At 51.2% G+C, this 13,697-nt stretch carries 11 protein-coding genes; 5 read left to right on the top strand and 6 right to left on the bottom strand.

Features of this window, described 5'->3' with window-relative positions; translation table 11 throughout:
* Window positions 1-12 precede the first annotated feature (12 nt).
* Window positions 13-1,548, bottom strand: coding sequence for a M28 family peptidase (locus FPE01S_RS07210; RefSeq protein WP_046368096.1), 1,536 nt, complete (start codon window positions 1,546-1,548; stop codon window positions 13-15).
* A 79-nt stretch (window positions 1,549-1,627) separates the two neighbouring features.
* Window positions 1,628-2,479, bottom strand: a complete 852-nt coding sequence (gene tatC, locus FPE01S_RS07205; protein ID WP_046368095.1) for a twin-arginine translocase subunit TatC — start codon at window positions 2,477-2,479, stop codon at window positions 1,628-1,630.
* 108 nt (window positions 2,480-2,587) lie between these two features.
* On the opposite strand from tatC, the gene FPE01S_RS25845 reads away from it, so the two are divergent.
* Window positions 2,588-2,761, top strand: coding sequence for a hypothetical protein (locus tag FPE01S_RS25845; protein ID WP_157473922.1), 174 nt, complete (start codon window positions 2,588-2,590; stop codon window positions 2,759-2,761).
* Between the two features lie 74 nt (window positions 2,762-2,835).
* Here FPE01S_RS25845 and FPE01S_RS07200 read toward each other — a convergent pair whose 3' ends face one another.
* Window positions 2,836-6,597, bottom strand: a complete 3,762-nt coding sequence (locus tag FPE01S_RS07200; RefSeq protein WP_046368094.1) for a DEAD/DEAH box helicase — start codon at window positions 6,595-6,597, stop codon at window positions 2,836-2,838.
* Between the two features lie 152 nt (window positions 6,598-6,749).
* On the opposite strand from FPE01S_RS07200, the gene FPE01S_RS24690 reads away from it, so the two are divergent.
* Genes FPE01S_RS24690 through FPE01S_RS07180 form a run of 4 tightly spaced genes read left to right on the top strand, consistent with a single transcriptional unit; the run spans window position 6,750 to window position 9,795 of the window.
* Entirely contained in the window at window positions 6,750-8,387 is a 1,638-nt protein-coding gene (locus tag FPE01S_RS24690; RefSeq protein ID WP_052955571.1) for a M28 family peptidase, read from the top strand.
* 19 nt (window positions 8,388-8,406) lie between these two features.
* Window positions 8,407-8,841, top strand: coding sequence for an IPExxxVDY family protein (locus tag FPE01S_RS07190; RefSeq protein ID WP_052955570.1), 435 nt, complete (start codon window positions 8,407-8,409; stop codon window positions 8,839-8,841).
* 14 nt (window positions 8,842-8,855) lie between these two features.
* Window positions 8,856-9,086 carry a 4a-hydroxytetrahydrobiopterin dehydratase gene (locus tag FPE01S_RS07185; RefSeq protein ID WP_046368092.1) on the top strand — a complete coding sequence of 77 codons (231 nt, stop codon included), beginning with the start codon at window positions 8,856-8,858 and terminating at the stop codon, window positions 9,084-9,086.
* 16 nt (window positions 9,087-9,102) lie between these two features.
* Window positions 9,103-9,795, top strand: coding sequence for a class I SAM-dependent methyltransferase (locus FPE01S_RS07180; protein WP_046368091.1), 693 nt, complete (start codon window positions 9,103-9,105; stop codon window positions 9,793-9,795).
* A gap of 5 nt (window positions 9,796-9,800) precedes the next feature.
* Here FPE01S_RS07180 and selD read toward each other — a convergent pair whose 3' ends face one another.
* The 3 genes from selD to rho are packed head-to-tail and all read right to left on the bottom strand — an operon-like array spanning window position 9,801 to window position 13,675.
* On the bottom strand, window positions 9,801-10,856 hold the full coding sequence (gene selD / locus FPE01S_RS07175) for a selenide, water dikinase SelD (protein WP_046368090.1): 1,056 nt from the start codon (window positions 10,854-10,856) through the stop codon (window positions 9,801-9,803).
* Window positions 10,841-11,878, bottom strand: coding sequence for a tRNA 2-selenouridine(34) synthase MnmH (gene mnmH / locus FPE01S_RS07170; RefSeq protein ID WP_046368089.1), 1,038 nt, complete (start codon window positions 11,876-11,878; stop codon window positions 10,841-10,843). The genes selD and mnmH overlap by 16 nt, the downstream gene beginning before the upstream one ends.
* A 54-nt stretch (window positions 11,879-11,932) precedes the next feature.
* A complete protein-coding gene (rho, locus tag FPE01S_RS07165; protein ID WP_046368088.1) occupies window positions 11,933-13,675 on the bottom strand; it encodes a transcription termination factor Rho in 1,743 nt (580 codons plus the stop codon).
* Window positions 13,676-13,697: the final 22 nt, after the last annotated feature.

The raw sequence follows: 13,697 nt of genomic DNA, 5'->3' as shown, positions 1-13,697 counted from the left end.
ACCGGATCATCATCAGTTCCGGGTCATGGTTGGTATGGGAAGATCTCTTTTGATCTGGTTGTCGCGGTTAGCCATTTCCCAGGCGGTATAAAATACCAGCTGTGCGCGTTTTTTCAGCAACGGGAAATCGATCTTGTCAACAGTATCAGTCGGCTTGTGATAGTCTGCCTGCAGCATGCCGTCATAATAAAAGATCACCGGCACACCTTTCTTTGCAAAGTTGTAGTGGTCGCTCCTGAAATAGATCTGGTTCTGGTCATTCGGATCGTTGAACCGGTAGTCCAGCACCATATTCACGTATTTTTTGTTGATCGATTCGCTCAGCGGCTTGAGTTCCGTGCTCAGTTTGTCATCTCCTACTACATACACATAGTTCAGCGTATCGGGCGTTTTCCTTTCCGTATCCACCCTTCCGATCATATCAATATTCAGGTCGGCAGTGGCTTTATCCATGGGGATGGAGGGATGCTCACTGAAATATTCAGAACCCCAGAGACCCTTTTCTTCTCCGCTGACTGTCATGAACAGGATATTCCGGCGGGGGCCTTTTCCGGCCGCTTTGGCCTTAACAAAAGCCTCAGCGATCTCCAGTACACCCACTGTACCTGATCCGTCATCATCAGCGCCATAATAGATCACATTTCCCCGCTTGCCAAGGTGATCATAATGGGCCGTGATGATCAGCCATTCGTCTTTCTTGTCAGTTCCTTCCAGGTATCCCAGGACGTTACTGCTGCTGAGTTTCATGATCTGCTTGTCCAGCTCCAGCATCAACCGGGTGGAATAAACCTTTCCGGCTACTTTTCCGGATTTGCCGCCGCTTTCCAGCCCGGACCAATCCTCCCCGACAAGGGATTTGGCGAGGCCGGCGGATATCGTATACAGGCTTGCCGGCTGTTCTGCAGAGTAAAGATTCGTGTACATATTGCCGAGGGCAGGCGTCTCCTTCCTGGGGAAATTGGGTCCTACCAGCAAAACGGCTGCAGCGCCTTTCTTAACGGCATTGAGGTATTTGCCATAAAAATTTCCGGGTGAGCGGAAACCTTTTTTCGTAGTGGTATAACTGGACGGAACACCGTCGAGCAGCAATACTGCCTTACCCCTTACTTCCAGGCCCGCATAGTCATCCCACGCAGAATCAACGATACCATGACCGGCAAACACTACTTCTGAAAAATACTGCCCGCCGGGGCGCGTAACCTGCAGGAACGGCTGGTAATCTGTGTTAACGGTGAAAGGCTGCTCATTCACAGCCAGTTTGCTGCTCACCAGGGAATCCCGGAATACCGGAAAATTCATCTGGTAGCTGTCTTTGTTCCCTGGCAGCAGGCCGAGTGAACGAAAATGCTGTTCGATGTAGGCAGCTGCCTTTTTTTGTCCTTCTGTTGCTGTTTCCCGGCCTTCCATATCGGCGCCGGCAACGATGGTCAGGTGCCTTTTCAGGTCCTCTTCAGTAATAGACGCGGCTATTTTTTGGGGGTTGGCCTTCTTCTGCCCGATTGCCAGGGCTGCCGGAAATAAACCCAGCACGAATAAAAGTTTCCTCATGTATGAAGTTATGTTAGATTGAAGCGGCAATATAAGAAACGACACGCTTCAGGTCATACCAATCATACAATTCAGGCTTTTAGCTCCACTCTTCAGGCAGGGTATCCTTCTCTGCTTCCTTGTTCACCCGGGCAGCGATGGAGATACTGATCTCGTATAACAGCCACAGGGGCACTGTCACAATCAGCTGGCTCACCACATCCGGCGGCGTGATCACCGCAGCGATCACCAGGATGATCACCACGGCAAACTTCCGGTAGGTACGCAGAAAATCTGCTGTCAGGATACCCACCTTGGCCAGGAAATACACCACCAGCGGCAGCTGGAAAACGATCCCTGTACCCAGCACCAGTGATACGATGTTATCGATGTAGTCACTGATGGTGAAAGTGTTGGCAATCAATGGACTAAGGGTATATGCAGCGAAGAAATTGACCGTATAGGGAGCAATGAGGAAGTAACCGAAACTGACACCCGAAAAGAACAGCAGCGACACCCAGAAGATCACGCCCCGCGTTTTTCTCAGCTCCTTGGTGGTCAGTGCAGGTTTCACAAAGCGCCAGAACTCCCAGAACACAAAGGGAAAAGCTATAATAAACCCGCCGATAAAGGCGATGGTGAAGCTCATCATGAACTGGCTGCTCATTTCCGTACTGATCAGCTTCAGGTTGATGTCCTCAAGGCATAGTGCATTGCCCATCCCGAGCTTATGGCTGGTGGCGCATAAGATGCGGTACGTGATAAAGTCCTTGTTGGCCGGACCCATGACGACCTGGCCAAAGAAAAAATCCATGTAAATGAATACCACGATCGCGCCTACAAGTATAGCCAGCAGGGCGCGCATGATGTGCCAGCGAAGCGCCTCGAGATGATCAACAAAAGACATTTCAGCACCTGACGCGGACTTCCGGTTAAATAAACTCTTCGCCATATAGAATTAAAAGCCCGCAAATTTAAGGATTCAAAGCACCGCGGGCCGGCACAATAAAACTTTTTGTCTGTCGTTCTAGGTGGTTAGAACGCTCCAAAACCCAATATCATGAATCGGAAAGACATACATTACAGCATCGACGCCATCAAAATCAACAAGGACAGTTACCGTCCGGTGCTGAATTTTACCCGCTTTGCCAGATACCTTCTCTGCATCATCCTCCGGGGTGAGTCACCCATTGAAAACCGGACAGTGTATGTCCGGCGCCATTATCGTCACTAACCCACCCATATATTCAGCCCTTACTTCTGAAACCACATTTGTAAGAGCGGGCCCCGGTTGACGGGGCCTTTTTTTTAACTGAACAGGTATTCCACATCCTCCCTGGTCAGGTTCTTCACAAATCCTTCGTCATCGGCAATCAGGTCTCTCGCAAGCACCCGCTTCCTTTCCTGCAACTGCAGGATCTTATCTTCGATGGTATCTTTACAGATCATCCTGTAAGCAAAAATGCTCTTCGTCTGGCCAATCCGGTGCGTCCGGTCGATCGCCTGTTGCTCTACCGCCGGGTTCCACCAGGGGTCAACGATATACACATAATCCGCAGCCGTAAGGTTCAAACCCACACCACCAGCTTTCAGCGAGATCAGGAACACCCTGCAATTCTCATCGTTCTGGAATCGCTGGATCGCCTTTTCCCGGTCAATAGCCGTCGTACTGCCATCAAAATATTCATAATCCACACCCAGCTCCTTCAACTTGGTCCTGATCAGCCCCAGCATCCCCAGGAACTGCGAAAACACCAGCGCCTTGTGGTTACTGATATTCTCCGTGATCTCGCGGCCGAGTTCCTCGAGCTTGATGGAATGATTTTCAAACTTCTCCTGCTCATTCAGGATCGCCGGTGAATCACAGATCTGCCGCAGTTTCATCAGGCCCTGCAGGATCGTCAGCTGCGATTTCTGCACACCCTGCGATTCGATCGTTCCCAGGATCTTATCCCGGAAATCGTTTCGGTACGCATCATAGATCTTCCGCTGCTCATCTTCCATCTCACACCAGAGAATGGTCTCTGTTTTTTCCGGAAGGTCTTTCGCCACTTGTTCCTTAGTCCGCCGCAGGATGAACGGGAACAGGATTTTGCGCAGGTGTTCCTTACGGTCCTGTTCACCGAACTTGTCGATGGGAATGGCAAATTCCTGGCGGAAGAACTCCATGCTGCCCAGCATGCCGGGGTTCAGGAAGTTCATCTGCGCATAGATATCAAAAGTATTGTTCTGTAACGGCGTACCACTCATGCACAACCGATGTTTGGCACGCAGGAGGGAAGCCGCTTTGGTAACCTTGCTGGCAGGGTTTTTAATGGCCTGCGATTCATCCAGTACTACTGCATCAAACTCCAGGTCCACCAGCAGCTTGATGTCGCTTCGAAGGGTGCCATAAGTAGTGATGATCACATTTTTTTCATCCAGCAGTGTTTTGCTGCGCGTGCGTTCTCCGCCGTGATGAATATGATAGGTCAGTGCCGGAGTAAATTTCCTGATCTCGTTTTCCCAGTTGAACATCAGCGTGGTGGGACAAACGACCAGCGCCTTCAGCCCGCCGTGCGTGTCGCGGTAATGCTGCAGAAAACTGAGCGCCTGCACGGTTTTACCAAGACCCATATCGTCCGCCAGGATGCCGCCCCAGTTCACTTCACTCAGGTAGTTGAGCCACTGGAAGCCGAAGGACTGGTACGGCCGTAAAATCGGCAGAAGGTGTGACGGCGGATGTACTTCGCGGATGCTCTTGAACCCGCGCAGCCTTTCATATTTTTCTTCAAGCTGCACAAACAGCTCTTCTTCGTTTCTCTCGTTGTACAGTTCGTCGATCACACTCATGTGGTATTTCGACAGGCGCAGGTTTTGCGCCTTTCCCTCACCGATGCGGAACAGCAGGGAATATTTTTTGATCCACTCCTCGGGCAGGATCCCGAGCGTCCCATCATCCAGCTGCACAAACTGCTGCTTGTTGGCGAGCGCTCTTTTCACTTCTGCCACGGTAACCTTCTGGTCGCCGAAAATGATGTCCACCTTTGCATCGAACCAGTCGGTATTGCTGCTGATCTGGATCCGCGTTTGCGGTTTCGCTGTATTGAATCGGAAATTCTTTAACGCTTCAAAGCCATATACCGGGATCTTCATTTCCTTCATGGCATCTACGAAAAGAAAGAACCAGTTATTCTTCAGTACATCCGCACCTTTTAGTACCAGATTTTGTGAGCCCTCAGGTCTGATGAAATTCGAATGCAGCGCTTCCAGCTTTTGCAGGAACTGTTGCTCCACACTTTTGTTGCGGTGAACGATCATCACCTTCTCGCCATCGGGAACGATAATCTCATCCTTGTCACCCGGCTTGGTTTCAAATCCCTTGTAGGAGAAAATCGGCTGGAAGACGAGGTATTCACCTTTCTCCTGCAGCATGAGCTTGCGCTCAGGTTCGCCATCTTTATAGGACGAGATCAGCGCAGGATCAAATTCAACGTGATAATGTTTTGCCAGAGGCAGCACAAGGTTCAGCAACTGCATGGGCCAGGTAGCCTTGGTGATCGTGATGGTTCCCTTCGGCATAAAGGTTTCCACCCGGTTCACATCTTCTTCATTGCGCCAGCCATGCAGACTGCCGTTATAGAGAAACAACAGGTTGCCATTGAGTTGATTGTCTGTCAGCCGCATTTCCGATCCATTGATCTTGATCCAGCAGCTTACTTCATATTGCTTCTGCTTCTGCTGCACCTTGAAGAAAGGAATCAGCGGTGCCGTTTCTATATCAATCGAAACCAGGTTCTCCGTCTTAAAGGATTTTCCCGCAGGCAGCTGGAAGAAGAAAGGGCTGTCTGCGACTTCATTCAGGAGCTTCCGCAATTTCGGTTGCAGGTATTCCACCACGAGGTGTTTGGTCTCTGCAGGCAGATCCTCATTCTCATGATGTACAATATTTTCCCAGATCCCGCTGAAGGGCGAATTGCGGTTGAGGTACTTGGTCAGTTCGGTATCCTGCATGCGTCGCAAGGACGGCACAAGTCCACGATCTGATTCCGGGAAAGATTCAATGTTGACATATTTCGACAGGTCAATCTTTTCAACCTTTCCCACAAATTGTTGCTGCTGATCATCCGGCTCTCCCTGGATGGCTTCCAGCTGGAAACCAGGGTAGCTGCGGTGATGGAGATTCAACACAATCCCGATCCGTTGCTGACTGCCATTGAGCTTTTCAGGCGTTTCGGGTTCCTGTTCTTCGAGTACTGCTGCAACCTCTACCGGCTTGGGCCTTGAGGTCTGCAGCGGATTTATTCTTTTAATGGAACTGTCGAGCACCCGCAGGAATGGTTTCCCTTCCTTGTAAGCAAACTCGAATTTCCCTTTCAGATCATCATTCAGGCTATATCCGTAAACTTCCAGCAACTTGTTTTTTTCCTTGTCCCAGTTGCGGATACTGTCGAAATAATTGGGACCAAAACTGTTGAGCAGCTGGAGGAACACAATCACCTTCGGCAGGCAGAGCGGATGTTTGGAATCCACATAATCGCAACTGGTATCGAAGTTGCGCTCCTCATTTTTGCGGATCACCACCTTGTAAGTCTTTCCTTCCAGTTCAACGGTTGCCGTCACTACTTCATCCGCAGCAGATTCAATATTGGCACGCCCCTTCTGGAGATATTGCTCCGCCTCATTAAAGGTTTCCTGTCCGCTCAGCAGTTTGATCGTTTTAAGATCAATGGTCTTCATTTTGATGACCGTGTGCCGCTGATCGTATTCCACTTCTTCTGCCTGCAGCAGGTTTTTATCCAGCAGCTCCTGCAGCTGAATCAGCGCAGCAGCTTCATGGCGGCAGATGTCACCCAGGTTATAGGGACAACTGCACCGCACGGACAACCCTTTCGGGTCAGTAAATTTCTGAATGTAAACTTTGTAGTAGGTAGAGTAGCTGTCGTCTTTTACCCTGAACGTAACAGAACCCAGTAACTCATCATATTCAACCATCTCCACAAAACCAATGGCATGGATTTTTTTACCCCGCCGGATTACTTCATCTGTTCCATTGGTATAAACATATTTAATAAGGTGCGGTAATGCCATTCGCTAGCCTGTTTGGTAACGTCCTTGCTTGCGGGCAGGACAATCTGCAAAAGTAACGGAAAGCTTCGCAGATAACCATAATATTTATTCTCTCATTGCGGCACGGTATTAGCAAATGCAATAATACCTTTGCCGTTAAAGTCGTGAACGTTATGATTTCATCCGCCCGTTATGCGCTGGGCCTTCTCCTGTTCAGCAGCAGTGTCGCCTCCGCCCAGAAGCTCAAAAAAGGCGACAAGGTGGTCGTGGAGGCGATCCGGCAGCATATTGTTTTTCTCGCCGATGATCAGCTGGAAGGCCGCAGGGCCGGCACAAAAGGCGAGCAACTGGCAGCGGATTATATCATACGGCAGTTCGAATCGATCGGGTTGCAACCCAAAGCAGAACAGGGCTGGCAACAGACTTTCCCCATCAATGACGGCAAAGATTACAAGGGCGCCAGCTATCTTTTCATCAATGGCAATGAGGTAGAAAAGCATAACTATTTCGTGCATGCGCTTTCTCCCGACAAAATGCTGGAAGCAATGCCCTCCATTGCGTTGCAGGAAGCCGGTGTTCCCTGGGTACTTGACCTGAACGAAGCGAAGGAAGCCAATTCCGGTAATCCGCATTTTGACATGGAATCCTGGCTGCTGGAGAAGACAAAAGCCGCGGCTGCCAAAGGTGCCACGGCACTGCTCGTGTACAATGATTCCACGCTTACTTTCCAGTCCAAACAAAAAGGCGAGCCGCTGCCCATCCCGCTGTTTGTCCTGAATAGCACGGTCGCTTCCAGGTACCTGACCGACGAAACTGCCACCCTCGAGATCAAACTGAAATCAGGCTTTGTGCAAAAGGAGCGTACCGGCCGCAACGTCATCGGCTATATGGATAACGGTGCTCCCTACACGATCGTGATCGGGGCACATTTTGACCACCTGGGCTACGGGGAAGACGGCAACTCCATGCTGCGCAACGGCCAGCACGAGATCCACAACGGGGCTGATGACAATGCCAGCGGAACGGCAGCCCTGATCGAACTGGGCAGAATGCTCAAAAAAGACAAGAAGAAAACGAGCAACTACCTGCTGGTGGCCTTTTCCGGCGAAGAACTCGGATTGTTCGGATCGAAATATTTTACGGAACACGCTACCGTACCACTGGCACAGGTCAATTACATGATCAATATGGACATGGTCGGCAGGCTGAACGACAGCTCCCACGGACTGACGATCGGCGGTTACGGCACCTCCCCTGAATGGGCAACAACCTTCTCACAGATACCCGCCATAAAATATTTCCAGGTGAAGTATGACAGCAGCGGAACCGGACCCAGCGACCACACTTCCTTTTACCGGAAAGATATCCCGGTGCTGTTCTTTTTCACGGGACTGCACACCGATTACCATAAACCAACCGATGATGCACCCCGGATCAATGCAGAAGGTGAATACCGCGTGATCCAGCTGATCTACCAGGTGATCCGGCAGGTACCGGGCGATAAAAAGCTGGCCTTTACCAAAACCCGCGAACAGCAGACCTCCACTTCCTCCAGGTTCTCCGTCACAATGGGCATCATGCCCGATTACAGCTTCAGCGGAACAGGGGTACGGGTAGATGGTGTCAGCGAAGGCCGTCCCGCTAAAAAAGCCGGGCTGCTGGCGGGGGATATTATCCTCCAGCTGGGTGAACATCCTACTGCAGATGTGGAAGCCTATATGCAGGCGCTGGGCAAGTTTAAGAAGGGCGACAAAACAACCGTTAAGTACAAACGTGCCGAAGCCGAAATGACTGCTGAAGTGGAATTCTGATTGCTCGTAAATTGCTGCTATGAAACTGAAACTGGATGTCGCGGAAATGGCGGAGGAATTCTTCGAAGATGCGCACCTGATGGGCATTGTAGCCCCCATCCGGGACTACCAGTTTTGCTGGCATCTCAACCAGCACCTAAGATTCCGGTTCCGCGTCAATGTGGACCTGGAGATCCAGATGACGAAAAAAAACCGGCACTATTATTTCCCGATCTATGAATACCAGGAACCGCAGCTGTACCGCGCCCATTACCTGTACCGCAACCAGCATGACGGCGAATACCTGTTGCCCGAATTCAGGCACCTGGACTATATCTGGCTCACCAAGGGCGAGAATATCCAGGAGGGACTGATCACGGAAATCGCGCAAACGATCCGCAGTTTCAACGGGGTACAGCTGGTGGTGGAAATGACCAACGAAAAGATCAGGAATAAGGAACATTTGATTTTTTAATTAAACTGTTTGTTATGTGGCAGGAAACTGAAAATGCCCTGTACCGGAAATTTTCCTTTAAGGATTTCTCAGAGGCATTCGCTTTCATGACGCGCGTAGCGCTGGCAGCAGAAAAAATGGACCATCATCCCCGGTGGACGAATGTGTACAATACCGTCGAGATCTGGCTGAATACCCATGATGCCGGAAACGTTGTCACGGAAAAGGATAAAAAGCTTTCCCAGAAAATAGATAAGCTGGTCTGAATCCGGCCACCCCTGCATGAACGAGGAAAAGGAAATACTCGACAGCTGGCACGTGAATGCCGCGGCATGGACAAACGCCATTGCTGCCAACAGTATTGAAAGCCGTAAACTGGTGACGAACCAGGCCATTATCGATGCCATTGCAGCAAACCGCCCCGGCAGCCTGCTTGATCTCGGTTGTGGTGAAGGATGGCTGTTGCGCGCGGTGTCAGCAGTGTTGCCGGCAACGCGGTTGTATGGCCTGGATGCTATCCCCGCGCTGGCAGAACAGGCTGCCCGGAATTGCCCTTCTGCGAGGGTGGGTGCCGCCGCTTACCAGGATATAGTCGACGGCCGCACACAACCTGAAAGCACAGGCTATGCACTCATCGTTTTCAATTTTTCCCTTTTCGGAAAGGAGCTTGCAGAGGCCTTGTTTTCCACCCTGCGGAACAACTGGCTGCAACCATCAGGTGCCATCATGATTCAGACCCTTCATCCCTTTAATGCGGGCGCTTCTGTACCGTATGAGGAAGGCTGGTTACCGGGAAACTGGAAAGGATTCAGCAAGGACTTTACCCAGCCCGCACCCTGGTATTTCCGGACCATCGGAAGCTGGCTGAAACTTTTCAAAAACACTGACTTTTACCTGGAATCAGCAGCAGAGCCGCTCCACCCGGATACACTACAACCGCTGTCCATCATCTTTACCCTGAAGCCACGCGTTTAAGGTGATCAGCTGAAATACACCCTTACATTGCCTGCAGGCGGAACTGCCTGCAGCCTGCCGATCGGCTCAAGGTATTCTTCCAGGCCAAACTGCCGGAAAACCTCTTCTACCGCAGGAACAGAATTTTCGGCTACTGCTAACAGTAAGCCCCCGTTCGTTTGCGGATCGGGCACCAGCAACGAGGCTTCCGCTACATTCACAGACGGTGCAAAGCCAACCTGCTCGCCATAACTTTTCCAGTTGCGCTGGCAACCACCGGGTGAAATTCCGGCAGCTATAAAAGCATTCACGCCCGGCAATATGCGCAGACGGTCCAGTTGAACATGGGCATAAAGATCACTGCCTGCAGCCATTTCCAGGAGATGACCCGCAAGGCCGAATCCGGTTACATCGGTCATCGCATGCACACCGGGCAGGTGGCCGAATACAGCACCGGCACGGTTCAGTGTTTTCAGTTGCTTAACAAGGCTCGCATAATCCGGGTCTGACAAAACACCCTTTTTCTGGGCAGTGGAGAGGATCCCTGTTCCCAATGCCTTGGTCAGGAATAACCAGTCCCCGTCTTTCGCCGTATTGTTCTGCTTCAGGTTGGCGGGGTGCACCAGGCCATTGACGGAAAGTCCGAAGATCGGTTCGGGAGAATCAATGCTGTGACCGCCAGCCAGGGGAATCCCTGCTTCTGCACAGGCATCACGGCCGCCGGCCATTACCTGCTGCGCCACAGCTGCCGGCAAGGTATTCACGGGCCAGCCCAGGATCGCGATGGCCATCAGCGGCTTGCCGCCCATGGCATACACATCACTGATCGCATTGGCTGCTGCGATCCTCCCGAAATCAAAGGGATCATCCACGATCGGCATAAAGAAATCAGTAGTGGAGATCAGCGCACTGGTTTCATCCAGCTGGTACACGGCCGCATCATCATTCGACTGATTGCCCACCAGCAACTGTGTAAAGCCGGAAAAATCCGGTCCGCCCTGCACGATCTCTGACAACAGCTGCGGTGATATCTTGCACCCGCAGCCCGCGCCGTGGGAATATTGCGTTAAGGGATACTGCATGCCTGCAAAATTAACTGGGTATTGCGCAAAGTATCAACAGCAACAGCATTAAGGCGATTCAATGGCTTTGCATCGGCTGGCCGGCTGTTGAGACTCTTGGTATAAAATTTATCGTAGTATTTCAGCAGTATGGCGAATGCCTGCCGGATCTCTTTTTCCACCAGGTGGTTGATCGCAGTTTTTGTTTCGAGTGGACCCAGCCTTTTCTGAATGCGCAGGATGGCCACTATCAGCTGATCCACCGGAAAACTGCCATAGGTTTTGAGAATATGGTCGAGGCGTTCTTCAAATGGGATATCAATAAAAACACAAGCCGCTTTCCGCAACTGGTCATGAAAATTATTGGGTAGAAACAAACTGCCGATACGAAGGCTTTCATCTTCTACCCAGAAAGGTTTAGCACCCAATGCATGAAGGGCCAGCGCCAGCTTGTTCTCAAACTGTTCCTGCCCGGGCTGTTCTGCCCTGCCCAGGTGACCGAAAGCCGAGCCGCGGTGATCCGCCAGCGCTTCAAGATCCAGTACGGCTTCCCCGTGCCTGGCCAGTTTGCCGAGAATCTCTGTCTTTCCGCTGCCGGTATATCCACCGATCACCTGGAGGTTATAATCCCGCTCAAACTGTGCGAGTACCCACTGGCGGAATGCTTTATAGCCACCTTTCAGGGTGAACACCTTAATCCCATACAGGTCCAGCAGCCAGGCCACACCGCCACTGCGCATGCCGCCCCGCCAGCAATGCACCAGCACGCCTTCTTTTCCTGCATTCAGTTTCTCCACGGTTTCCACCATCGGCCGCATCTTCGGACCGAAATAATCCAGGCCGATCTTGATCGCCTGTTGCCGGCTTTCCTGTTTGTAAGCAGTGCCCACAACTTTTCTTTCTTCATCCGAAAACAACGGCAGGGAAACAGCACCCGGAATATGGGCATGGGCAAACTCAGCAGGACTCCGCACATCAAGCAGCAAAGGCTGTTGTGCAAGCTTTTCCAGGAAGGTGTCAATATCGAGGGAAACTACAGCCATGATTAAAAAAGCGGATGGTTTTTGCCATCCGCTTTCAATATTCAGTTAATATAATTATCCGTTCATACTGGCGAGGAACTCTTCGTTGCTCTTGGTTCCGCGCATGCGTTTCAGCAGGTCGGTCATTGCCTCTTCGGTATTCATATCGTTGAGGTACAAACGAAGCAGGTTCATGCGCTGCAATACTTCGCGGTCCAGCAACAGGTCATCGCGACGCGTAGAGGAAGCCACGAGGTCAATGGCAGGGTAGATCCGGCGATTGGCAAGACGGCGATCCAGCTGCAGTTCCATGTTACCGGTACCCTTGAATTCTTCAAAGATCACTTCGTCCATTTTGGAACCGGTATCAATCAGAGCTGTAGCGAGAATAGTGAGAGAACCACCGTTTTCAATTTTACGGGCTGCGCCGAAGAATTGTTTGGGCTTCTGCATGGCATTGGCTTCAACACCACCGCTGAGTACTTTACCGGAGGAAGGTGCAACAGTATTGTGTGCACGTGCCAGGCGCGTGATGGAATCCAACAGGATCACGACGTCGTGTCCGCATTCTACCAGGCGTTTTGCTTTTTGCAATGCAATGGTAGAAACCTTCACGTGTTTTTCTGCCGGCTCGTCAAAGGTGGAAGCAATTACTTCTGCTTTCACACTTCTTTCCATATCGGTCACTTCCTCGGGTCTTTCATCAATCAGCACCACCATCAGGTAACATTCGGGGTGGTTGTTGGAAATCGCATTGGCGATCTCTTTCAGCAACACTGTTTTACCCACTTTGGGTTGTGCCACGATCAGGCCACGCTGGCCTTTACCGATGGGCGTGAACAGGTCGATCATCCTGGTGCTGTAGCCGTTGGGTTCGCCGAACAGGTTCAGCTTTTCAAAGGGGAACAGCGGTGTCAGGTATTCGAATGGTACGCGGTCACGAACTTCTTCAGGTGTTCTGCCATTGATGGTTTCCACCTTCAGCAGTGCGAAATATTTTTCACCTTCTTTCGGCGGGCGGACAGATCCGTTCACGGTATCTCCGGTCTTTAAGCCGAATAATTTGATCTGGGAAGGAGAAACATAAATATCATCGGGAGACGACAGGTAGTTATAGTCGCTGCTGCGCAGGAAACCATATCCATCGGGCATCATTTCCAATACACCTTCTGCGGGGATAACACCGTCGAATTCAATGTTGAATACTTCGCGGGGTTCACGCTTGGGTTGCTGGTAGGGCCTTTGTGCAGGCTCTGCAGACGCGGGAGCCGGTGCAGGTGCAGGGGCAGGTTGCTCTGCAGCATCACGGCGAACCGGTGCAGGCTGCTCATTTACAGGCGCGGGCGCCTCACGGCGAACCGGTGCAGGTGCAGGTGCAGCTTCTTTTACAGGTTTCTGTGGCTCTGCTGCCACAGGTGCAGCAGGTGCGGTTTCATCCACCTTTTTGCGACCACGTTTGCCGGCAGCATTGCCATTGGCAGCGGCTGGTACAGGCGCAGGTTTATCTTCTTTAACAGGAGCTTCTTCTTTGCGGGGAGCGGGTTTCCGTGCTTCAACTTTGCGTGGCTTAACTTCTTCGCTTTCCACAATGGCCTCCTCCGTGGAGTTCGCTGTTGTGGCTTTCACGATGCGTTTTCTTTTGCCTTTATCGCTGGCATCGGACCCTTTGCCTTCACTAGCAATCACAGCCTGCTTGTCCAGGATCTTGTAGATGATTTCCTGTTTATCGAGCTTTTTTGCATTGGTGATTTTCAATTGCTCCGCAATATCGAGCAACTCAGGAACGAGCATGTCGTTCAGTTGCAAAATGTCATACATACTAAGACTTGTGCGTTTGGTA

The sequence above is a fragment of the Flavihumibacter petaseus NBRC 106054 genome, assembly GCF_000974785.1.
GTDB lineage: Bacteria > Bacteroidota > Bacteroidia > Chitinophagales > Chitinophagaceae > Flavihumibacter > Flavihumibacter petaseus.
The sequence above is the reverse complement of the archived record's forward strand: the minus strand, read 5'-3'. Positions and strand labels throughout refer to the sequence as shown.